The sequence below is a fragment of the Hyphomicrobium sp. genome (assembly GCF_047600905.1).
Lineage (GTDB): Bacteria > Pseudomonadota > Alphaproteobacteria > Rhizobiales > Hyphomicrobiaceae > Hyphomicrobium_B.
Window position 1 is genome coordinate 3,397,327 of sequence record NZ_JASGKD010000001.1, and the last position, 22,666, is coordinate 3,419,992.

At 58.5% G+C, this 22,666-nt stretch carries 19 protein-coding genes; 14 read left to right on the forward strand and 5 right to left on the reverse strand.

Annotated elements, in window-relative coordinates:
* Positions 1-34: 34 nt before the first annotated feature.
* Genes QM780_RS16340 through QM780_RS16360 form a run of 5 tightly spaced genes read left to right on the forward strand, consistent with a single transcriptional unit; the run spans position 35 to position 8,749 of the window.
* Entirely contained in the window at positions 35-1,642 is a 1,608-nt protein-coding gene (locus QM780_RS16340; protein ID WP_415071494.1) for an ABC transporter transmembrane domain-containing protein, read from the forward strand.
* Positions 1,635-3,833: an ATP-binding cassette domain-containing protein gene (locus QM780_RS16345; RefSeq protein ID WP_415071495.1), complete on the forward strand. Its 2,199-nt coding sequence runs from the start codon at positions 1,635-1,637 to the stop codon at positions 3,831-3,833. Before QM780_RS16340 ends, QM780_RS16345 begins: the two co-directional genes overlap by 8 nt.
* Positions 3,834-3,842: 9 nt before the next feature.
* Complete coding sequence (locus QM780_RS16350) at positions 3,843-5,201, forward strand: HlyD family type I secretion periplasmic adaptor subunit (protein ID WP_415071496.1); 1,359 nt, start codon at positions 3,843-3,845, stop codon at positions 5,199-5,201.
* Between the two features lie 11 nt (positions 5,202-5,212).
* Positions 5,213-7,735, forward strand: coding sequence for a hypothetical protein (locus tag QM780_RS16355; RefSeq protein ID WP_415071497.1), 2,523 nt, complete (start codon positions 5,213-5,215; stop codon positions 7,733-7,735).
* Positions 7,736-7,768: 33 nt separating this feature from the next.
* On the forward strand, positions 7,769-8,749 hold the full coding sequence (locus QM780_RS16360) for a hypothetical protein (protein WP_415071498.1): 981 nt from the start codon (positions 7,769-7,771) through the stop codon (positions 8,747-8,749).
* 591 nt (positions 8,750-9,340) lie between these two features.
* On the opposite strand, the gene QM780_RS16365 is transcribed toward QM780_RS16360, so the two are convergent.
* Together QM780_RS16365 and QM780_RS16370 are read right to left on the reverse strand one after the other, a co-directional pair.
* Positions 9,341-10,087, reverse strand: a complete 747-nt coding sequence (locus QM780_RS16365; RefSeq protein ID WP_415071499.1) for an SDR family NAD(P)-dependent oxidoreductase — start codon at positions 10,085-10,087, stop codon at positions 9,341-9,343.
* Between the two features lie 10 nt (positions 10,088-10,097).
* Positions 10,098-10,838, reverse strand: coding sequence for a 3-oxoacyl-ACP reductase family protein (locus QM780_RS16370; protein ID WP_415071500.1), 741 nt, complete (start codon positions 10,836-10,838; stop codon positions 10,098-10,100).
* 205 nt (positions 10,839-11,043) lie between these two features.
* Here QM780_RS16370 and QM780_RS16375 point away from each other — a divergent pair, with 205 nt between their 5' ends.
* Positions 11,044-11,949 carry a LysR family transcriptional regulator gene (locus tag QM780_RS16375; protein ID WP_415071501.1) on the forward strand — a complete coding sequence of 302 codons (906 nt, stop codon included), beginning with the start codon at positions 11,044-11,046 and terminating at the stop codon, positions 11,947-11,949.
* A 202-nt stretch (positions 11,950-12,151) separates the two neighbouring features.
* On the opposite strand, the gene QM780_RS16380 is transcribed toward QM780_RS16375, so the two are convergent.
* Positions 12,152-12,472, reverse strand: a complete 321-nt coding sequence (locus QM780_RS16380; protein ID WP_415071502.1) for a hypothetical protein — start codon at positions 12,470-12,472, stop codon at positions 12,152-12,154.
* A 500-nt stretch (positions 12,473-12,972) separates the two neighbouring features.
* Between QM780_RS16380 and QM780_RS16385 the strand changes: the two genes are divergently transcribed.
* The 4 genes from QM780_RS16385 (at position 12,973) to QM780_RS16400 (ending at position 15,755) form a co-directional block, all read left to right on the forward strand.
* On the forward strand, positions 12,973-13,407 hold the full coding sequence (locus QM780_RS16385; RefSeq protein WP_415071503.1) for a GlcG/HbpS family heme-binding protein: 435 nt from the start codon (positions 12,973-12,975) through the stop codon (positions 13,405-13,407).
* A gap of 89 nt (positions 13,408-13,496) precedes the next feature.
* Positions 13,497-14,375 (forward strand): transporter, encoded by an 879-nt coding sequence (locus QM780_RS16390; protein ID WP_415071504.1) that lies wholly within the window; start codon positions 13,497-13,499, stop codon positions 14,373-14,375.
* Between the two features lie 185 nt (positions 14,376-14,560).
* Entirely contained in the window at positions 14,561-15,592 is a 1,032-nt protein-coding gene (locus tag QM780_RS16395) for an MFS transporter (protein WP_415071505.1), read from the forward strand.
* Positions 15,593-15,614: 22 nt separating this feature from the next.
* Entirely contained in the window at positions 15,615-15,755 is a 141-nt protein-coding gene (locus QM780_RS16400) for a hypothetical protein (RefSeq protein WP_415071506.1), read from the forward strand.
* Between the two features lie 69 nt (positions 15,756-15,824).
* Here the strand turns inward: QM780_RS16400 and QM780_RS16405 are convergent, their stop codons facing one another.
* Entirely contained in the window at positions 15,825-16,748 is a 924-nt protein-coding gene (locus QM780_RS16405) for a dihydrodipicolinate synthase family protein (RefSeq protein WP_415071507.1), read from the reverse strand.
* A 256-nt stretch (positions 16,749-17,004) separates the two neighbouring features.
* Between QM780_RS16405 and QM780_RS16410 the strand changes: the two genes are divergently transcribed.
* Both QM780_RS16410 and QM780_RS16415 read left to right on the forward strand, forming a co-directional pair.
* Entirely contained in the window at positions 17,005-18,345 is a 1,341-nt protein-coding gene (locus tag QM780_RS16410; RefSeq protein ID WP_415071508.1) for an LLM class flavin-dependent oxidoreductase, read from the forward strand.
* Positions 18,299-19,000 (forward strand): enoyl-CoA hydratase/isomerase family protein, encoded by a 702-nt coding sequence (locus QM780_RS16415; protein WP_415071509.1) that lies wholly within the window; start codon positions 18,299-18,301, stop codon positions 18,998-19,000. The genes QM780_RS16410 and QM780_RS16415 overlap by 47 nt, the downstream gene beginning before the upstream one ends.
* Here the strand turns inward: QM780_RS16415 and QM780_RS16420 are convergent.
* Positions 18,997-19,446 (reverse strand): RrF2 family transcriptional regulator, encoded by a 450-nt coding sequence (locus QM780_RS16420; protein WP_415071510.1) that lies wholly within the window; start codon positions 19,444-19,446, stop codon positions 18,997-18,999. The two genes, QM780_RS16415 and QM780_RS16420, sit on opposite strands and share 4 nt — an antisense overlap.
* 764 nt (positions 19,447-20,210) lie before the next feature.
* Here QM780_RS16420 and QM780_RS16425 point away from each other — a divergent pair.
* Both QM780_RS16425 and QM780_RS16430 read left to right on the forward strand, forming a co-directional pair.
* The gene (locus tag QM780_RS16425) at positions 20,211-21,371 is read left to right on the forward strand and encodes an NAD(P)-dependent oxidoreductase (protein ID WP_415071511.1); all 1,161 of its coding nucleotides are present in this window, start codon (positions 20,211-20,213) and stop codon (positions 21,369-21,371) included.
* Between the two features lie 72 nt (positions 21,372-21,443).
* On the forward strand, positions 21,444-22,664 hold the full coding sequence (locus QM780_RS16430) for an ABC transporter substrate-binding protein (protein ID WP_415071512.1): 1,221 nt from the start codon (positions 21,444-21,446) through the stop codon (positions 22,662-22,664).
* The last annotated feature ends 2 nt before the right edge of the window (positions 22,665-22,666 follow it).

Genomic DNA, 22,666 nt, shown 5'->3' on the forward strand with positions numbered 1-22,666 from the left:
CAGCCCCGAAAATATTGGGGCGGAGTTGCGTATTGTGACGCCTCTAGCAGACGATATCAGACCACCCAGCGTCACCATGTTGGCAGTGACGGCTTCCGTCTGCGCGCACATCCTTTCGCTTGCCGTTCCGCTCGCGCTTCTCCAAACCTATGATCGCATTCTGCCGAACGAAGCCTATTCGACGACATTCGTGCTGGCCGCCGGCGTAACCGTTGCGATTATACTAGAAGCGCTGCTCCGCTATGGCCGTGCCGTTCTCTTTGCCCATGTGGGCGCGGCTTTCGAAAGCCGGATGACGCCGCGTCTGCTCGACCACGTCCTCAGGGCCAATGGAAAAGCGGTGCATGCGCTCGGCACGCCCGCGCTTTCGGATGCGCTGCGTGCGGTCGGCCAGGTGCGCGAATTCTGGTCCGGCAGCGCGGCCGCGTCGCTGCATGAGCTGCCGTTCGTGGTGATCTACATTGGTCTCATCGCCTACATCGCGTCCTGGATTGCCCTGATACCTCTCGCGCTGACGGTCATCGCGTTGATCGCTGCGCTGCTCGTCGCGCGCGCCATCAATGATGCTGTTAGCGACGTGGAGGCCACCGAGATCGACCGCCGGAACCTTGTCTGGGGGATCTTCAAGGGCATCGTCGAGGTGAAGGCGATGGCCGCCGAGACGACGATGACGCGGCGCTATCGTGACTCTGTCGCCAAGACGATGGATGCGAGCGCACGCGTCGAAAATCTCATGGCGTTGATCCGCGAGAACGGCTCCCTGCTTGCCCAGATCTCGACCATCGGAGTCGTCACGGCCGGCGCGTTCATGATGGTCGCCGGGCAGCTGACGACAGGCGGGCTGGCCGCCTGCACGCTGCTTGCCGGAAGGTCGATTGGGCCGGCGATGGGCGCATTTTCGTATCTGGCGCGTCTGGCGCATCGCAAAGGTGAGGAGCGCAAGATCGCGGCGGTGCTGTCGCTTCCCGAAGCTCCACTGTGGATTGCAGGCAGCGGCGAGAAGACATTTCACGGCGGCACAGTCGGTATTGCCGGTGACGCAATCGAAGGAAGTCCGCGATCGATCCGTCAAGGCAGCGTCGTCCACGTCGAGTCGCTCGATGCCGTTGCCGCGACGGCTTTGTTGGAAGCGGTCGCCCAGCTCGACAATTCGCTGGGGTTGACGATCACGTTCGATAATGAGCCCTGCGCGGCTTTCAATTGCCTCAGCATCAAGAACCGGATTGCGATGGCGACCGCCAACACCGAGCTGATCCGCGGTTCGCTGCTGGACAACCTGACTTTGTTCAGTCCGCAATTCGACGCCGAGGCGATCCGGCTCACGCAGCAATTGGGCTTAGCGCCGTTCGTCGACGGGTTACGCCAAGGGTTCATGACGCCGATCGGCCCGGCCGCTTCGGAACTCGTCAGCCCCGGAATTGCCGTTCGCATCGATCTGATACGCGCGCTGGTGCGGCGCCCGTCGATCCTGTGTCTTGATGAAGTCGGGGGCGCTCTCGACCTCGACGGCACCCGCAGGCTTCTGGAAATACTGAAAGGACTGAAGGGGCAGACGACGATCTTCCTGGTCTCGGGAAATCCCTCGTTGCTCGCGCTCGCAGACGAAAAAATCCGTGTTACGCGGAGCCCTGACCATGACTAGTGCGGCCATCCCAGTCGCCACGCTGCGATCGGCCACGCCGCCGATGCCGGCGGGCTGGAGTGAGACGGTCTGGCTCAACCGTCTGAACGCCGTCGTCGGGCCGGAGCGGCAGGCGAACTCCCCGATCGCTGCGCTCCTCCCGTCGATGCTTGTGGCGCTTGGGTGGCCCGGAACGATGCGGACTTTGGCCGCTCTGCTGCCGCCGCCCGAAGTTTCGATGTCGCTCGTCGATCTTGAGCGACTGCTGTCGGACCTCGGATTTCATGCGCGCCGGATCGTCGCGAAGAGTAATTCCTCCGATACGGCGCGGCTCAGGGCGGGGAGCCTGGTGCAGAGGGCGAATGGCAATGAAGCCGCCGTTTATCTCGGGCAACCGAACGGCAAGGATCGCTGGCTGACCGAGGGAGCGCAACAGACCTTCGCACCTGCAGCCGGCGACGCGATCCTGGTCGTCGATCCGGCGCTCGATTTCCTGCCTGTCGACGAGGCCCGGCCGAACTGGTTCCGCAGTCTTTTCGAACGAATTCGCGACGAGTTGTTCGCGATCTTCGCCATGAGCACGTTCATCAATTTTCTGGCGTTGACCGTCTCGCTCTATACGCTGATCGTCTACAGCGTCGTTATTCCTTCCGGAGCTGCGAACTCGATCTGGGGTATCGCGGCGATCGCGACGGTCGCAGTTATCGGGGCCTGGGCGCTCAAGGTCGGGCGTCAGGTCGTCATTTCGCGATTGGGTAGTTGGACCGGCACGCGCATCGGCGAAGCTGCGATGCGCAAGATGCTGAGTTTCCCGCTCGACGTCTCGACGAAGTACGGTGTCCAGAACAACATCACGCGCATGCGGAGCTTCGAGAACGCGCGGCAGTTCTTGAGCGGCACCGGCGGCGCGCATCTGATCGACTATCCATTCGTCGCGATTTTCCTTCTCGCGATCGCTTTGATGGGCGGATGGCTTGTTGTCGTGCCGATCGTGTCTCTGCTCGTCTATACGGCGTTGGCGTTTCCGACCGCCGACTATGTCTCCAACAAGGCCACGGCGGCGGGTCTCGCCACGACGCGGCTCGAAGAGAACGCGACCGCCGCCTTCGTCGGCATCGATGCGTTCTATCATGCGGGATCGGGCAGCCAGTGGCTCGGAAAATTTGCCGACTACGCACGCGAGGCGGCAAAGCGCAATTGCGAATACTCGATCGCCGTTGCCCGGGCGCAGGCGATCGGGCAGGCACTCGGATCGCTGACCGTGCTTGCAACCATGTGCATCGGCATCCTGCTCGTGCTCAATGGCTCGATGGCGGCCGGTGGCCTCGTCGCATCCATGATGCTGATCTGGCGGATCGTTGCCCCGGCGCAGGAGGCGTTCAGCTCGCTTGTGCGGCTGCGTCAGATCAAGAGCTCAGTCCTCCAGCTCGATAATCTCATGGCCACCACGACCGAGCGCGCGGGCGTCGAAATCGCAAGTCCGTTCGGGCTCGCCAATGCGGCCGTTGCCGTCGAGCGCCTTTACTACCGGCCCGATGCGGACCAGGAAGCGGCGCTCAATGGCGTATCGTTTGCAGCGCGTGCCGGGGAGCGCGTCGCGGTCGTCGGCCCGAATGGCGGCGGCAAAACCGCATTGCTCGAGTGCCTGGCCGGCTTGCGGCGGCCACAGTCGGGCCGCGTGCTCGTCAACGGACGCGACATCCGGCAATTCGATACGATGGAGTACCGGGCGTGGATCGGCTACGTGCCGCAGCTTGTCCCCGCACTGCCGATCACGGTTCGCGAATACCTCCGCCTTCGTGTTCCGACGCTGCGCGACGAGGACGCTTTGCGCGCCTTTGGGGAGACGCTCGGCCCCGATTGGGACGGACAACGAACGTTCGCGTGCGTGCGCGAGCCGGTGCTGGACCGGAAGCTCAATCCGTTCAACGAAACCCTGATCGAGCTAAAGTTCCGCTACATGGTCGCCTTCGTTGCGGCGACTCTCAATGAGCCCGCCATCCTGCTGCTGGACGGACTCGGCGTCTATAGCGACCCGGCGCTCGACGAGAGGATCGAACGCTATCTCGATGCCATTCGCGGCCGGACGACAGTGATTTGGGCGCCATATGCGGCCGACCAGATCCGCCGCAGCGACCAACTCGTCATCATCGAGCGCGGCACCGTTCGCCATGCCGGCCCGACCGCAAGGCCCGTAGCGAAAGCCGGATGAGAGGTTAGCGTGGAGATTCAGCCCAACAAGAACTTCGCGATTTCGATTTCCCGGGAGGTTGCGCACGAGCGCCGACCGGCGACGCAAATCGGCAGCGACGTCGATTACGTTGGAATCACGCGCGGCGTTCGCGCCCTGCTGCTTGCCGTCATCGCCCTGGTCGGAATTCTGGTCGCTCTGGCCCTTGTCGTCAAAGTCGAAGAAATCGCTCGCGCGCGGGGCGAGTTCATACCCGTGCAGCGCGTGCAGGTCATTCAGACGCCCGAAGGCGGCGCGCTCGATTCGGTGCTTGTGCGCAACGACGATCACGTCAAGAAGGGCGATCTGATCGCCAAGTTCCGGGCGTCCGATCTCGTTCGTGACATCGAGCGCACGCGCGTTCGCATGGCCTATCTCGCCATCGAGATGGAGCGTCTCGACGCCTTCGCCAGCAGGCGCACGCCTGACTTCGAGCAATTCAAGGTGGAATATCCGCAGATGGTCGCCGAGGCGCTGTCGCATCATACTGAGCAGGTGCACCAACTCGACCAGACGCTTGAGCAGAAGGAACGCGAGATCGACGAAGAGAAGACCGCGCTCTCTGCTGCCCAATCGGAAATTCCCGCCGCTGAGTCCAGCTTGAACGCCACGCGCGAGCTTCTGGAGCGCACACGCTATGGCGTGAAAAAGGGTTTCATTCCACTCAACCGCCTCGCGCAGATCGAAGAGCAGGCCGCCCAGTCCGAGCGTACCCACACGCAGCTCACGGCATCGCTCGATCAGCACGCAGCGCGCATCAAGCGGCTTCAGGCCGAGCGCGCCGCCATTCTTGCAAAATCCGCGGCCGATGCGCGCAACGAGCGCGCGGGTGTCATCGTGCAAATGGATGAACTGAAGGCAACGCAAGCCGCCTTCCAAAGCCGGTCGGGCTTCATTGAAGTCCGGGCCCCTGTGAACGGCATCGTCGAAAAAATATCGGAGACGCCGGTTGGAACCGTCATCCCGGCGGGTGGGACAGTCTGCGAGATCGTGCCGACCGACGGCGGCGTGCTGATGCAGGCGCACGCGTCTCCGCGCGATATTGGCTTCATTCACGTCGGTCAGAAAGCCATCGTAAAATCCGATGCCTTCGATTTCGGACGCTTCGGCACGATCCCGGGTCGCGTCGCTCGCATCGCCGCGACGAACACGACGGACGCGCAGGGACAGATGCCTTACATCGTGGTCGAGGTCGAACTCGACCAGCCTTATGTCGGCACCGACAAGGACCATGTCGTCACGCCAGGCATGACAGGAGAGGCAACCATCCTGACCGGCGAGAAGACGATATTCCAATACCTTTTGAAACCCATCTACCTCACGTTGGACACAGCGCTGCGTGAACGCTGAGGAGAAGCGTCATGGCCAAGTTCATGAAGGAGATCGCGGACGCGATCAGAAGTACGTTTTTTGGTGAGTCCAAAAGCGAGCCGCAAAAAGAAATTCCCATCACGCGCCTTAGGAAAGTGATCGACAGGCCGATCGGGCAGCCAGAGAAAGCGCGCGAGGAAGCACCGATCGGCTGGGACTTCGGTCCCGACGGACCAGCGCACGTCGAACAGCAGGCCGACATCGTCGTGACTCCGAGCCCCGGGGCGGGAACGCAGTGGTCCGACGTCTATCCTGAAACTGAAGATTCGAGTGGGAGCGCGACGGCTGCGCACGCGGGCCCCGAAAGTCACGGCGGCGACGCCGGCGCAGTCTCCGCCGGGACGACAACGAGTGTTCCGTTGACGTCATCGGACTCGCTGCGCTCGATCCATCCCGACCCCGAGATCACGTCGCACAGTGAAAGCGGGCCCGGAGCGACGCCTCCCCGCAGTGGGACGCCTCCTCCCTCGGAGTGGGGCCGAGGCGGCTACGACGATGCGATCGACGCCGGTCGTCCGCAGGCGCCAGGGTCGTCGCAAACAATCGAAACGGGCCATGATCTAGGCGTGGGCGGTCAAACTGGTCAGCCGAGTTCAGAGCTTGAAACCGGCGGTGCGACTTCTCCGCCTGCGGGAGAGATCACCCCCCAAGCGCCGTCTGGATCGGACGGCTCCGCCGCTCCATCATCGCCGACCGAGGAAGGAAGTGCGCTTCCGTCGGGCGAAGCGGCGCCGCCGATTGATGCAGGTGGGACGGATGTGCCGCCGATCACCGGCGGCGAGACTTCGACGCCGGATGGCGGAGGCGGTGACACGCCATCGACGGGCTCGGGAGAAACCACACCTCCGATCGATGCGGGTGGGACCGACGTTCCTCCGATCACGGGCGGGGAGGCTTCGACTCCCGATAGCGGCGGCGGCGATACGCCATCGACGGGCTCGGGAGAAACCACACCTCCGATCGATGCGGGTGGGACCGATGTGCCGCCGATCACGGGTGGCGAGACTTCCACTCCCGACAACGGAGGCGATGACACGCCGTCGACAGGTTCTGGCGAAACGACGCCGCCGATCGATGCGGGTGGGACGGATGTGCCGCCGATCACCGGCGGCGAGACTTCGACTCCGGATAGCGGCGGCGATACACCATCGACGGGCTCGGGCGAAACGACGCCGCCGATCGATGCGGGTGGGACCGATGTGCCGCCGATCACGGGCGGGGAGGCTTCGACTCCTGATAGCGGCGGCGGTGACACGCCATCGACGGGCTCGGGAGAAACGACACCTCCGATCGATGCGGGTGGGACCGACGTTCCTCCGACCACGGGTGGCGAGACTTCCACTCCCGACAACGGCGGCGGTGACACGCCATCGACGGGCTCGGGAGAAACGACACCTCCGATCGATGCGGGTGGGACCGACGTTCCTCCGACCACGGGTGGCGAGACTTCCACTCCCGACAATGGAGGCGGTGACACGCCGTCGACAGGTTCTGGCGAAACCACGCCTCCGATCGATGCGGGTGGGACCGATGTGTCGCCGATCACGGGTGGGGAGACTTCGACACCGGATAGCGGCGGCGGCGACACGCCATCGACGGGCTCGGGAGAAACCATACCTCCGATCGATGCGGGTGGGACCGATGTGCCGCCGATCACGGGCGGGGAGACTTTGACTCCTGATAGCGGCGGCGGTGACACGCCGTCGACAGGTTCTGGCAGTGAAACGCCAACCGATCCAGGACATACCGATCTTCCGCCAATTGATGCCGGCGGAACTGAGACGCCACCGTCCACGGGCGGCGAAACGTCTGTCCCCAGCGGAGGCGACGACGCGACGTCGAGCGGCGGAGGCGAAACAACGTCTGGCTCCGGCGACAGCGTGGGCACAGACACGCCTCCGATCAATGCCGGCGGAACGGATACTCCATCGCTCGGCTCGAGCGGCGAAACGACGTCCGGTTCCGGAGATTCTACTACTCCGCCCGACAATGGCGGAGAGACGGATACGCCGCCCGTCACTGGTGATGGTTCGACGCCGCAAACCGGTGGCGGCGACGAACCGATTACGGGTGGCGGTTCCAACACATCGAATGGCGGAGACAATTCGCCGAGTCTCGGCGGTGGCTCATCAACGGGCGGTGACGAGGGATCCAACACGACCGCGCCGAGCGGCGGGACAGGCAGTGAGACTGCGCCTCCGGTCGCAGGCGGCGGCGAGCCGGTCGACGCGGGCGGTCATGTCACGTTGGTCGGCGTCAACGACTGGTACAATCCGAGCTGGGGCGGCGGCTATAATGTGACGTTTCAGCTGACCCTGACGGACGAAATGCTGAAGGGCGGGAGCGTCGAGGAATGGGCGCTTCAAGTTGGCATCAACAATCCGAATGGGGTTGTCACGACAGGCTGGCTCGATGGCTTCAATGGCACGGTCAGCTTTGATCCCGCGACGGGAACGTTCACCAATGCGGGACAGGACTACCAGCCCGAGCTCCATGCCGGGGATACGATTTAGTTCTCCGTCCAGGTGCAGGGCACCGCCTTCAACATGAGCGATTGGTCGTTCTCCTATAACGATCTCGATCCGATGGCGACCAGCAGTTCGCAGCCCACCGCAGCAAGCCTCGCCGACGCCGCGACGGATACGGCGAGCGTTTCTACCGACAGTTTTGCCGATCAGAGCAATGATGCTGCGGTCACCGCGGGTGCAGCGGACATTGGCGACGTTCAGGCGGCGGCGCTGCACACGAGCCTGGCGGAGAGCCCGGCCGCATCGGATCAAGCTACGGCTTCGATCTCCGATGCCGATTATGCGACGGCTGCAACGAGCACGGACCAACCGGCAACGGACCAAGCGGCAGCTTCCGGCGAAGAAGCCGATCACACGGCAGCCGCACAGAGTTCGGACACTGTCGCTTCAGATCCGAACGCCGGTATCGACAGCCCTGATCTCGTGCAGGCCGATACGCAAGCGAACGCCATCGATACGACCGACGCAGGCGCGGGCGGTAATGGCGTGCTCCACGAGGATGCATCGAACGCCGATCCGCTGCAGCCTTATCACGATCTCGCGGCCGAGCTTCAAACGTCGACTGACGAGCACGCAGTGCACACGAACGATACGAGCGCGCCGGACTCTGGAGTCGTTGACAACACTCCGCTGGACCAGCAGCCGGGATCCGAGAGCAGTGACGGCGGTCACGACGCGCTTGCGTCGCACTCGGCCACGGACGACTACATGGCGCTCGCTGAACAGCATACCGATCATCCGCCGGACCCGGCGCCTCAGAGCGTAGATCACGCCGCTGGAAACGCCGATTATTCGCAACTTGCTGCGGATTCGAGCGGCGCGGCCAATGATCAGCAGCCGCTCTCGCCGGACGAAATTGCAGCGACCACAACGACGCCTGACGCGCCTGCCGGGGGCGACCTCGCTCACCCCGCCGTGCAACCCGACGACTCTCATGTCGTTCCCGACACGACGCTTGATCAGCCGATCTCGACGGATCACGAGCATATGGGTGTGTAAGCATTAGCCGGAGACCTTTATGCCGAATTTCCGGCACGGTGGTGCGTATGCGCTCAAGTTCTCATCTTCGTCCTGTCCGGTGGCGCTTTCGACGGCTGATTTAATTGTGTTTTTTGTTATGGAGCGCCGGGAAGGAAGACGATGATGATGGAGAAACAAAAGACTTAGTGACCCAGATTTGTTTTGATCTTCCTTCGCTTTCTCGTAGTTTTTATGCGCCGTTCCCAAACCTTCGCTCTGGGGTCTCGCTAAGCAGGGAAGGAAGGATATTCATGGCTGGTCGGCGCGGCGGGTCTATCGGGTTACGAACATGTTCGCCAATTGCCGCTAGGCGGGTGTAGCACGCTTGTAAGCGATGTGGCAGAAGCCGGCTCGCTTGGCAATCAGCTCTGTAACGACCGCTTCGTCCCATTAGCGGAAGTCGCTCGCCACATGAAAGGCGCTGTCGAAACCGCCGCCGACCATGTCCGCTAAGTAAGGTATTGCGTCGGTCTTCTCCGCGATTTCGATCGCATGTCTACCGCGATGCCAAGGTAGCGAGTCGCGCTTTGGATTCTCGGAGTGGTTGGAAACCGATGTCTCTAGCCCACTTCAAAGCTTGGAGCCGCCATCGACACGGAGCGTATCGCCACTGATCCACCGTGCTTCCTCCGAGGAGAGAAACACCACGGCCCCGGCGATGTCCTCGGGCTTCGCTACACGTTTCAGCGCCTGAAGGCTCAACGCTCCCGCTCTTCCCTGCTCGGTCTTGGTAAAGCTTGACATGTCGGTATCGACGACGCCAGGGGCGACCGCATTAACGCGTATTCCGCGTGAGCCCAGCTCGGCCGCGAAATGTTTGACCAAAGTATCGATCGCGCCTTTGGTGGCCGCATAAGCCGAAAGTGTTCCCACTGCAGCGTGCGCAACCAGAGACGAGACGAAGATTACGCTGCTGCCGTCGCCGAGGATCGGCAGAAGCTGCTGCACCAAAAAGAATGGCGCACGGACGTTCACCGCGAACAACCGATCGAAATCCTCGACTTTCGTGTCTGCGATGGTGGCGGAATTCGATATGCCGGCATTTGCGACCAGAATGTCGAGTCGCGCCCCGACGATCTGGCAAACCTGTTTTGCAAGTATATGGGGACCATCGTGCGCCCCCATATCCGCTTTGACCGCTTCCGCGCGACCGCCATTTGCACGGATCGCAGCGACGGTTTCCTCCGCCTGTGCGGGACTCGAGCCGTAATGAACGAGTACCTGGGCCCCCGCCGCAGCCAACGCCTGGGCACTGGCGCGGCCGATGCCGCGCGAAGCGCCGGTAACGAGAGCTGTCTTGCCGGAAAGATCGGCCATGACCTTCTCCTCAAGCGTTGGTGCCGCCGTCGACGGTCAGGTTGGCCCCCGTGATGTAGCCGGCTTCCGGCCCCGCTACGAAAGCGACGAGTGCGGCGACTTCGTCAGGGCGGCCGTAACGCTTCAGCGCCGTAACCGCAATCTGAGGCTCGGCCCAGTCACCGGCGGCCGGATTGAGGTCGGTGTCGATTGGGCCCGGCTGGACGTTGTTGACGGTGATACCACGCGGGCCAACTTCGCGGGAAAGGCCCTGCGTGAACATCTTCACGGCGCCTTTCGTGGCGGAATAAGCCGCGAGGCCTGGCGTCATCATGCGCTCACCGACGCACGAACCGATGTTGATGATGCGTCCGCCTTCCTTGATGTGCTTCAACGCCGCTTGAGTGGCGATGAACACACCACGCAGATTAATATCGATCACGCGGTCCAGGTCTTCCAGCGTGGCTTGTTCGAACGGCGCCGGGATCGCCGTGCCGGCGTTGTTCACCAGCACATCGAGGCCGCCGAAGGTCGCGACTGTCTTGTCGACCGCGGCGCTGACGGCTTTGGCATCAGTGGCGTCGGCCTGGATAGCGATCGCCTTGCCACCTTTGCTCTCGATGTCCTTGACGACCTGAGCGGCAGCGTCGGCGCCCTTGGTGTAGGTGATGGCGACCTTGGCGCCGTCGGCCGCAAGCCGCTTGGCGATGGCCGCACCTATGCCGCGCGAGGCACCCGTAACGAGAGCAGTCTTGTTGGTCAGATTTGCCATGGAGAAATGTCCTTTGGTTGAACGTGAAGCCAAACTCGATGACCGAGAACGTGGGCCGAGGGCGCCGCAAAGAAAAAGACTTTGTAGGTTTCGGCCATACCTGATAGGCATGGGACTTTGGGCATGCTGCAGATATGTGTCCGTTTTATTGCAGCTGGGCCGGCGGACGTCTGGCATTCAATGCCTTTCGCGTATGGGACGGCAAATGGAGCTGAGGCATCTCAAGTTTTTCGTCGCCGTCGCCGAGGAGGGAAGTCTAACCACCGCGGCTCAGAAGCGTCTGCACACTGCCCAACCTTCTCTCAGCCGGCAGATCCGAGATTTGGAATACGAGGTCGGCACCGAGCTCTTTAGCCGAAGCGTCAAAGGCGTTGAGCTTACCCCCGCAGGTCGCGCCTTCCTGGATCATGCACGATTGGCGCTGGCTCAGGTCGAGGCGGCGGTGTCGGCGGCGCGGCGGGCTTCGGAACCGGCGCGCACATCCTTTGCGCTCGGATTCCTGACCGGCATGGAAATGGAATGGCTTCCGCAGGCCATGCGCATTTTGCGCGATGAACTCCCGAACATCGATGTCACCGTTTCGAGTCAGTATTCGCCCGATCTTGCCGATGCGCTGATGCGCGGAAAACTCGATCTGGCATTCATGCGCCGCGAGACGGGCATGCCGGATCTCGAATATCGGCTTGTGCTCTGTGAGCCGATCATGGTGGTGATGCCGAGTGATCATCGCTTGGCGAAGAAGAAAAGCGTCACTGCGAAAGAGATCGCCAAAGAACCCTTCATCCATATGTCGGGTACGGCGCCGGTGTTTCGCCAGGTGATTGACGATTTTTTCGCGAAGCACGGCTTTTCCGTAAAAACCGATCTGAAGATCGACAATCTCGGCATGGCCATGTCGCTGGTAGCGTCGACCCGCGCGCTGACGCTATTGCCGAGATACGCGAAAAACTTCCTGACCTGGTCGGTCACCAGCCGTCCGATTGAAGGAGACGATAGTCCGACGATTGATCTCGTCGTCGGTTACAACAAGGCTAACCGCTCGCCGGTCTTAAAACTCTTTCTCTCGCGTATCGACGATCTCGTCTCACGCGTGGCCGAAAGCCCCGCCTAGGGAATTGGGGAGATTCCGCGGCCGCTATAAATTTACGGACGTTGCTAGGGATCGCGCTGCCCATGTGAAAGCGTGAGAAGCTTGTGTCCATTTGCGAGCGAAGCCTGGAGGAAGTCGCTCCGTCCCAATAGCTGCCATCGACGCCCCATTGTCTGCGATGCGGAAACCGTCGCCGACGATGTCCGCTTGCGGAGGTGTCGCGTCAGATGTCGATCTTCTCGGCTATCTCAATCGTGTCATTGGCCTCGATGCCGAGGTAGCGCACATTGCTCTCGATTTTCGTGTGTCCGAACAAGAGCTGGACGGCTTGCAAGTTTCGGGTGTGCCGATAGATCAGCACGGCCGGTCCCAAACTTGACCGGGTTTTAGCCGATTCTCGCAACCCACTCCTGAACCAGCCGTGCACTGCCTTGTCGTCGGCTCCCCTGCCCCCGCGATCGGTGAACAAGAACTGGCTAGGCTTGCACCCCGTCAAGCGCAAGTACTCGTCAATGGCTTGTTGAGCTTGGTTGATCAGCTCCATGTGTGCCGGCCGCTCCGTCTTTTTCTAGCGAATAGTTGGCGGGTTAAAGGAGTGTTCGCTCGGAGCAACGTCACTGACGCAAACGGTGACCAGTCATCTGCGAAGTTTTCTGTCGATCGCGAGGCATAAGGAGTGCAAGATCCGTCTTCTTGCCCCGGATTTGACCGTCAATTTTAACCCAATCGTTCATAGCCAGTGGGCTGAGAGAAGTTTCGCAGACATGCCGATCACTTGAGCAGAGCTTCGACAAATGCGTCGCATCTCAATTGTCTACTAAAACGATAGAGTCTATTGATTAAAATAAAACGCGATGTTATTGGCCTAATTGGGGAGTCGTTGCCGCCTAAGCGCGACTAAAGGTTGGGATTGCACATCGGAATGCCGAAATTTCGAATTCGTCAGCCAGGGCAACTCGTCTCTGTGCTGGGTCAACGCCTGCGTCTTGAAGAACTCCGTGCCGACGCGTTCGGCTCGATCCTTTCTCATGCAAGGCTCTTTCGATGATCGAGGTTCGCAGACTTTCACTCGCCGATGCCGCGGTTCTCATCGACGGTTCCATCGCATCTTCCAACGACGTCGGCGTGCCAATGTGCATCGCGGTTACGGATGAATCCGGTCATCTCATCGATTTCAAGCGCATGGATGGCGGCAAGATCAGCAGCATATCGATCGCCGTCGATAAGGCATTTACGGCTGCTGTCGCTCGCAAGGGAACGCACGTCTACAACCAACTCTGCGTCCCGGGTCAGCCGACGTTCGGCATTCATATCACCAATGGCGGGCACTTCTCGGTTATCGGCGGCGGTCTTCCCGTGTTCGTCAATGGCGAGATTGTCGGCGGTATTGGCATTAGTTCCGGCACTGCCATTCAAGATCAGCAAGTGGCCGAAGCTGCTCTGACTTACTTCTACGAGCACACTGATTACCGACCCTGATTACGATCGCGCTGCATCATCCGACTGAACACTGAAGAACCTAAATCCGCCCGTGGGGGGCCTTTAAAATTCGCTTGAAGGGGACGACGATGACAAACAATGGCAATAAATATCTTGCTGGTGCAGTGAGCTTTGCTGTTTTCGCGGGAGTCGTTGGTCCGGCGGCTGCAGTCTCTTGGACGCCGCCCGGGGTAACCATGGGTGTTCCACTCGGCGCTGCTTTCGCTCCCGGGATCTACGTCTCAAATCTCACGCATTACGGCGACGGGCCAGATAAAAGCATCACAGCGGATGTTCCCGCCTTCACGTGGTCTACGGGATGGAAAGTCTTTGGAGCATCGTACTCGGCCGTCGTGATCCCTGAAGTTCTCAAAGTACAAAATAAGGTAACGTCAAAAGACTTCGCTGGTATTTTCAGCCCGCTGCTCATTCCGGTGAGTTTGTCATGGAACCTCGGCCAAGGTTTCTTTGTCTCTGTTGGCGAAGGTATCTATTTTCCGTTCGACAGCGACGTTTCTTTTACTACTTCTGGTCAGACGAGCGGATGGGCAGCTGAAACCCGTGTTGCCTTCAGTTATCTGAAAGACGGCTGGATCGTTTCAGCGAACACGATTTACGGCGTGACAACGGCGGACGATATCGGACGGCGTCAGCCCAACTATTTTAACGTCGACTGGACCGTCGCACGTACCTTCGGCAAATGGCAGGTTGGGGCCGTCGGCTATGGCGCTTGGGATCTAGAGGAAACCGTCACGAATGCGGCTGTCGGCAAGGGTCATATTGTCGGTGTCGGCGGTATGGTCGGATATGATTTTGGCGGCTCCAAACTTTTGCTTGAATTGACCCGTGCGGTCGAGCAAGGCGGAGCTACTAACTACTCTCGCAACGACACTCATGTCTGGGCCCGGTTGACATTCCCCATTTGGAAACCCGCCGAGCCTGGCGAAGAGCACACGGCGTTGAAATGATGGCCCGTTGGTTCCTCATGCATTGGTGAGGGTGGTCAGAGCAAACTTGCCACACGAGACTGCCGCTAATGCAGTATATGTAGTCTGCTGATGCGCGCTGAAGCTGGGAGCAACAGGTATTTGCCCATGCTTTCCGCTTCGCGCGTTTATTTGTTGAATGACTCTTACATGATTTCAACGTTATCTTGAGTAGCAAAGATCCAACTCGCGGCTCCGGTATCGCTGTTTCGGAACCCTCAACGGTGCTGATCGCGTGTATCGCCGTTGCAACCGGGGCGCTCGTTGCAAATATCTACTATGCTCAGCCGCTCATCGACATCATCGGAAGAGAGTTTAGAATTCCCGCGCATCTTGCGGGATCCCTAACAGGCATCACGCAGATCGGTTATGGCGCCGGACTGTTTTTTCTAGTTTCGCTCGCGGACCTCGTCGAGAATAAGCGGCTTGTCCTTGTCAATCTAACGCTTACAACGATCGCTCTCGTTTGGGCTGCATCGGCCAATTCTGCTTTTTCCTTCTTTCTCGCATCGTTTTTCATCGGCCTTTGTTCGACCAGCGTCCAAATTCTTGTTCCGTATATTTCGCATTTCGTTCCCGACGCAAAGAGGGGCCGGATCGTTGGTAATGTCATGGCTGGGCTCCTGGCCGGGATCATGCTCGCGCGGCCCGTCGCATTGATCATCTCGGCACACTTTGGCTGGCGCGCGATTTTCCTATGGTCTGCATTATTGATGGTTGGCATCGGCCTCGCCCTCTTGCGCCTTATGCCAAGACGCCAACCACCGAAAAGTGAGCGCTACTTCCGAATTTTGCAATCAATGGTCGGGTTACTTCGCAAAAACGCTAGCCTGCGAAGGCGCTCGTTCTACCAATCGTCGATGTTCTGCGTATTCAATCTATTTTGGACAGCGGCGCCCATCATGCTCACGCGTCAGTTTGGGTTGAGTTCACATGGCATCGCGCTGTTTGCGCTTGCTGGAGCCGGTGGTGCTCTGGCAGCACCGATCGTGGGGCAAATGGCTGATCGTGGCATGACGCGTATATTGACGATTGGAGCTATGACAGCGCTTGGTCTTACAAGTTACGCGGCGGGCTTGGCTTCCTATTTCCATTGGCTCACCGCACTAATCATTCTGACTGTCGCTTTTGACGCCGCCGTGCAGGCAAACCAGATCACGAGTTCAACGCATCGTATTCTCGGGCCCTCAAGAATCTAGGGGGCGCGCCAACGCCATCTTCATGACTATAAATTTCATCGGCGGAGCGATTGGATCGGTTCTCGGCGCCCTGACCAACGACGCCGGTGGCTGGACGTTGACGATGATAACCGGCGGAACAATTTGCGTTTTGTTATTGCTGATCTTTCTTCTCACCGATTGAAACCCGCATTTCCTCCAATTCTCCAGGCCACTCTTCCAAGGTGAATGCGGATTGCATCAACGCAAGGTCTCAAGCCTGTGCGAGATTTTCGATAGGACTGAAATGGAAGGAGAGAAATCTCTGTAGCTCATCAAGATCAGACCCGTGGACGGCATCATAGGGTGGGTACGGCCGACCGACGGGAACGCCGAGGCATTCGACCGACGCTTTCATCACCGCGGCTAACCCGTATGGCATCCATCGCGAAGGATATGTCGCAAAGATCTGCTGAAGCTCGATCGCTCGAGGCAAGTTCCCAGCCTCATAGGTATCGATGATGAGCCTTGCAATTTCCGACGCGGGTGGCGGAAGTGTCACGCCGGCGCCACCGAGCTGTAGGGTGATCAACAGCATCTGCATAGTGGTGTAATAGCGTGCATATCCCGTGTGCTCGATTTCGGCGATCAAACGAGAAACGCGAGAAAGATCGCGCGAGCTTTCTTTGATGAATTTGATGTGCCCGAGTTTCGCAAGTTCGATCGTTGTGGCGATCGAGACGTCGGCGCCCGGTCCGGCGTTTAGATAGAGCACGAAGGGAAGCCGTGTTTCGCGGCCGATCGATTCAAAATAGCGGACGAGTTCAGATGTGGTCGGTGCCCCGCCCGTTGGCTTTTGCGGCGCCAATAACTGGACGGCGCTTGCCCCGTGCTTCTCCGCAAAGTGCGCAAGTTCGATGGCGACTTTGAACGACGGGTGAGAAATGCCGACGGCGACGGGAGCGCGTCCGTCAGTCGCATCTATCGTCGCGCGTACGAGATCGAGCCGCTCCTTGAAAGGCAAGAATTGATATTCCTGCGCTTCGACGCCTGCAGCGATGATTAAAGCCGGCTTGCTTCGTTCAATCACGGCATCAACGCCATTTTTCAAGGCGATATTGTCGACTTTCAATTTCGCAGTGAAAGGCGTCAGCGGCGGGACAAGTATTCCCGGCCGACGAACATCAAAGTTAGGCATTCGAGACGTCCACCTCCGCGATGCTGCCGTTGCCATTTGCCAACGAACCCATCTTGGGTCGGCGATAACATCGACAATGCTCTATATCAATAGACTACATCGGAATTATAGACTAATGCTGTTTCACGTTTTGATCGCCATTCAGAAAGGCCCGTCGGGCGGGCATCGATCGACTTCTAAAATTATGGACCGGCCCCCGACATTTCCGGGGAGACGGTCCGCGATTGGAAAAACACGAGGTACGAAAGGCACGATTATGAGCGACCTTATCCTCAATGCTGCGGTCTTAGGCGTGGGTATGCACCTCGGCGCGTGGCGTCATCGTCCCGAAAGCGCTACCTCATACGTCGATCTCGATTTCTATCGTGAGATTGGAGAATTGGCCGAGGCCGGTCGCCTTCATGCTATTTTCCTTGCCGATACACTCGCGGTGAGCGAAGAGAATTTTGAAAGGCCCAATCTCGGCGCCATGGATCCAACCACTGTTCTTGGTGCTGTTGCTGCGGTAACGAAGCACGTTGGTCTCGTCGCAACGGCCACGACGTCATATAGCGAGCCGTATAATCTCGCCCGCAGAATCGCGTCGCTTGATCATTTGAGCCGCGGTCGCGCCGCTTGGAACATCGTGACGACGTTCATTCCTGACGTTGCTGCAAACTTCAGCAAGACCCCGTTGCCGCCACATGCAGAACGTTATGCGCGCGCCGAGGAATTCGTCGATATCGTCACCGGACTTTGGGATTCATGGGAAGACGGCGCACTCGTCGGCGATAAGGCTTCTGGCCTCTTCGCTGACCGCGACCGCGTTCATGCTCTCAACCACGATGGCAACTTTTTTGCCGTCCGCGGGCCGAGCACGCTTCCGCGTTCTCCACAGGGTCGGCCGATACTTTTTCAAGCGGGCTCATCCGAGCAGGGACGCGCGTTTGCGGCTCGCGTCGCCGATGCCGTCTTCGCAGTTCAAAACACGCTTTCGGCTGCAATAGCGTTTCGCGACGATCTCCGTCAACGCGCCGTAAATTTTGGCCGAGATCCAAACAGCCTGAAAATTTTGCCGGGTCTACTACCCGTTATCGGCGGAACTGAGGAAGAAGCGCAAAAGAGAAAGAAAGAACTCGATGAACTTGCGGGCGATGCCGAGCTTAGAAAGCTGGCTTCCCGCGTCGGCGTCTCAGTCTCCGAACTCGATCTGGACAAGCCGCTTCCTATCGACCGTATTAAAGCCAACGACCGGTTCAATTCTTCCCGTGGCTTCCAAGCCGCAGCCGTGGAACTCGCGACGTCAGGAAATCTGACTGTGCGCGAGATACTCTACCGCAATGGCGGCGGACATCCTCAGGTCGTCGGTACACCGGAACAGGTTGCCGATTTCATCGAAAGTTGGCATCGCGCGGGCGCTGCCGATGGATTCAACATCATGATCGATGAGTATCCGTCCGGGCTTCGCGCCTTCGTCGGCGAAGTCGTGCCGCTACTGCAGAAGCGCGGCGTCTTCCAAAAAGAATATCGTGGCACCACACTGCGAGAAAACCTCGGTCTAGAGAAGTCGAATGATACGCTACGAACTCACGAACAACGTCGCTCGAATTACGCTTGATACGCCAGAGACCGGCAACAAATTCACCTATCAGCTGATGCTTGATTTCATCGCGGCCTTGACGGCCGCGGGGAAAAGCGGCGCCGCTGTTCTCATTCTTCAGGCAATAGGCAATGATTTCTCGCTCGGGCGGGACCATGGAGAGAAGCTCGAGAACGTCAGTCGGAGAGACAACCTCAAGCTAATCCTCAAAGCCAACAGCTTGCTCCGGCAATTTCCTGGCGTGAGCGTCGCGCTCATTCAGGGCCGGGGCATGGCGTTCGCCAGCGGTTTGGCGCTTCAGTCAGACATTTCCATCGGTGCCGATAACGCAGTTCTCGGCTTCAATGAGATCCGCCATGGATTGGCACCGCTGGTGGTGGTGACCTATCTTGCAGACTATGTCGGCCCAAAGGTTGCGAAGGAACTCATCTATACGGGCCGTGACGTCACCGCTGAGGAAGCCGTCCGGATTGGACTACTCAATCGGATTGTCCCGGCTGGAGACCTCGCATCGGAAGGTGAACGGCTTGTCTCAGAACTCACGACGTTTCCGCCGGGCGCTCTCCGGTTGATCCACAATTTTTATGAAGATCTGAAAAATATCAACGATGAGGATCCTGCATTGGTCGGCGTTGACCGTCTCGTGACTTGGATTGAAGCGGGCAAGCCTTAGCGCGCTACTCGGCGTAATTTACGCTGCTGGCGCGGCAGATCCCGAAGATCTGCGAGCGTTTGGCGATCGAGAACATCGGAAATGGCATTGCGAACATTGAGCATCGTGAGGCGGACGGCGCATGTCTTATCGTCGACGCAGTCATCGCATTTCTGAAAGAAATTCGAGGATGCGCAGGCGATGGGAGCCAGTGGACCATCTAGCGCTCTGATGACTTGCCCGACGTAAATCTCTTCCGGCGTGCGCGCGAGCAGGTAACCTCCGCCCTTGCCTTTCTTGCTGTGGACAAAGCCAGCTTTTTTTAAGTCAATGAGGATGGCTTCGAGGAATTTCTTCGGAGTTTCGTCAGCCTCGGCAATGCTGTTGATCAGCGCAACTTCGCCCGGCGCAAGACGCGACAGATAGATCAGGGCCTTGAGCCCGTATTTTCCCTTTTTGGTCAGCATGAAACAGATTTTGCCAATGTGGACAGGTAGTGTTGGAGAACACAGAATTAGTTCTTAGTATAGAAGAAAAATGTATTTGACTTGTCATTTGAGCGAACGCTGGTCTTGTCTTCCCCAGTTTTCAAAACGATTCGGGCAGGCCTCAAGTCACACTTAAACATCCACTTTAAGCCCGTCGCCTGCAAGCGAGTGCGTCCGCAAATCGATGCCGCTGGCCGCGTGCAGTCTTGTTCCTTTCGTCGAGGTCGGATTCTAGCGCCGGCTCGTACAACGACCGCGGGCCAAGCATGTCGGTAAAATCGGGTCGGCAGCGGCGAAGTGATAATAGCTCGCAGCCAACCGGCATTTCAGTATCGCACTCGAGCGCAATTACTCCGCAATAAATTAGCGAGATGGAACCGCCAGTGCGTCTCCAAATCGCGACCAACTTAACGGAATCAAAGAGACGCGATCTTTTGCCTACTTTATCTATAGACTTTTAGTATTTAGCGCTGCAATCGTATCGAGAGCAAGGGTGGCCAGGTGCTGACCTAAGGCTTTCTGTCTACGAGTTGGGGAAAATGAAGTTTGTGTGATCGACTGCGATGGTCAGGTTGGATGGGCGATGGCGTTCGCATCGTACGATCAAATCCTGCTCCGAATTTAGTGGCTCAAGCAAAATAGCGACCACGCGGCGACAACTACGCCCTCTCGGTGATTTTGTTGTCGAACTGAAGCGACGGCGCACAATCACACAACTTATCTGATCGAAACGGAAACGTGCGATGAATGAAGCGTCCATCCATGTTGTCTTCGCCGAGGAGGACACCCTCTTTCGACTCATGGAAGTCGCGCTCCTGCGGAAGCTGACGCCTGCCGGAGAAAAATCCCTGTGCTACTTCTTCGGTGACGACTATGGAAGCGCGTCCAAAGCACTGATGCTGATGGCTGACGAACTTGGCCTACCGCGCTCCTTAGAAACCACGGTTTGTACCAACGCAGAACAACTCGATCATCGACTTCCCACTGCTGACTTTCTCGTCCTCGAAAGCTCGAAATTGAATGCTGAGAAAATCAAATTGTGCCTTCCGCGAACGCGCCTTGTGCAGCAGTTTGGTCATGCCTATCGAAACATTGATATCGCGTTCGCGCAGAAGGCAGGATTGCGCGTCGCAAACTTGAATCGGCTGAGTAGCCAATCATCTTGCGATCACATCACGGCCTTGATCCTCGCATTAGCGCGCAGGCTCATGCCAGCGCATCAGGCCGTTGTTTCGCGCGCAGATTTTAATCTGCCATCGCACTTCTCGAACGAACCGGTGCGCAACAAATTTAATTGGGGCGAGATCCGGGCGCTAAAACTTCTTGGAAAGAGTACAATCGGATTTGTTGGTCTGGGCGAAAACTCAGGTCTTGTTGCCCGCAGGGCAAGCCAACTCGGTCTGCGTGTTCTTTACTTCAAACGAGCACCGCTAAATGCGGAGGAAGAAGCGGCGTTTGGCGGCATTTCTTATGCGCCTCTCGATGAACTGCTTGCACAGTCGGACTTCGTTTCTCTCCATCTTCCCTATAACGCCGAGACTGAAAAGTTCGCGGATGCCAGCTTTTTTTCAAAGATGAAACGAGGAGCGTACTTAATAAATTCTGCGCGTGGCGGCCTGGTCGATGAAGAAGCGCTCTATCGTTCGCTTAAAGCTGGCCAAATCGCGGGAGCAGCTTTGGATGTTTATCGGTACGAGCCGATACCACCCGACTGTCCCTTGCTGGAACTCGATAACATTATTTGGACGCCGCACATGTCCGGAGGCGAGCCCGAGTATTTGATCGAAGAAGTCAGAGACGTTCTGACCAACATTGCGCGTGTATTGCGCAGGGAACTACCAGAAAATCTTATCCAAGAGAGTTTCTCGGAAAGATTCAGTGAGAGGCGTGCTGCCACTCTTTAGACGACACGAATGGAATGCGCAGATCAAGGCTTATCTGCTGGTTTGGAATTATCAGAGGTGAAGGGGACAAACGTGAAAACCGGAATTTCGCACTTCGGCAAGCTGAAGACATTGGCGTTTGGATGTTTGGTGGCGTCATCTACCGCTGCGTTGGCCACCTGCGCGGTGGCTGGCGATGCTTCGACCTACAAGCTTGGATATTTGGTCGATGCGTCTGGTCCACAGCAGACGACAATGCTTCCTGCCTATAATACGTTCCGAACATATGTCGACCTCGTCAATCTGAGCGGCGGCGTAAACGGACGGCAGATTGAAATCATCGGACGCGATACGCAGAGCGACGTTCAGCGTTCGCTCGATGCCGTTCAGGAATTTGGGCGCGACGGCGCCCTAGGAATTCTAGGATTACCAGCTACGAATACGCACGCGGCTGTTTTTGCAGCCGCAAAAAAACTCGATATCCCCGTGCTTGCTGGTTATCCCATCAACACGCCGCTTGTGCTGCCGCCTGCAAAACCAGGAGCGTTTGGAGTCGGACTCGAGCTGTCGCTTGCCGGCACCGTCGGCGGATATCTGGCAAAGGAAGTGGCCCCCAACGGCAAGAACACAATTTGTGTGGCGTTCGAGGTTCCAGGCTCAATTCTCTCCTGCAAAAAGATTCTCGCGACTGCAAAGGAGCATGGCTTTTCTGGGGGAGAAGTCCTCACCGTACCGATCCAGCAACGCGATTTCCGCACGGTTGTTGAGCGAATTGTCAACGATAAGCCGGATGTGGTCACCATTTGCCTGGGACAGGCGCATGTCGCTGCATTCCTGCCAGCGCTCGCGACGTCAGGATATCACGGCATTTTTCTCTCAATGGACACAGGCATTGGTGAAGACACACTACTGAAAGCAACGCCTGCAGATTCCAAACTGACTGTCTATTCCTTTGCTCGTTACGTAAAACTTGAAGAAGTATCGAAACCCGAATTTTTGGCCTTGCGCACGGAACTTGAGAAGCGCGGACAAAGCAAGGAAACCGGCACCGGCGGTTTGGTCCTCGGTCTTGTGATTACGGACGCCCTACGTAAATGCGCAAATAGCTGCGCTAGTCCGTCCGATTTTGCGGCGGCACTCGAAAAGGTGGACGTTGATACCAACGGACTGACAGGCGTGCCCATTCGTTTGACGCCGCAAGACCATTACGGAGAGAGCGCGTATCGGCTTACAAAGCTCGATAACGTCACGCGCCATTTCACCCCCGTAGGTGATTGGCTGAAGGTCGCAACTGACGGCAAAATTTCGAAATAGTC